The following is a 267-nucleotide window of genomic DNA, read 5'->3' as shown; positions in this document are numbered from 1 at the left end:
AGATATCATATACAACGTACAGGAATCCATATGGTATTAGAAAAATAGTAGAGCAAAATAAAAATAACTTTCATGTGTTTGGGCGATCCACGGATACAAATGGGTTTATAGACCAATTAGAGCAAATGGCTACAGAATTGAAACGGTATGATATAACACAGGATAACCTTTTAAAAAAATATGATGATTTAAAAAACAGAGAAAACAAAGGACCACAGGAACTGGTACTTCAAGAAAAACTGCATGATCTCAGTCTAGTTTATGAAT

Annotated in this window: 1 protein-coding gene; it reads left to right on the top strand. The window is 32.2% G+C overall.

Annotated elements, in window-relative coordinates; all coding sequences use genetic code 11:
- A partial coding sequence (locus tag AOA60_RS33525; protein ID WP_218240892.1) for a hypothetical protein occupies positions 1 to 267 on the top strand: 267 nt, incomplete at both ends.

It is taken from the genome of Pseudomonas sp. 2822-17, assembly GCF_002742485.1.
GTDB classification, from domain to species: domain Bacteria; phylum Pseudomonadota; class Gammaproteobacteria; order Pseudomonadales; family Pseudomonadaceae; genus Aquipseudomonas; species Aquipseudomonas cyclaminis.
The sequence above is the reverse complement of the archived record's forward strand: the minus strand, read 5'-3'. Positions and strand labels throughout refer to the sequence as shown.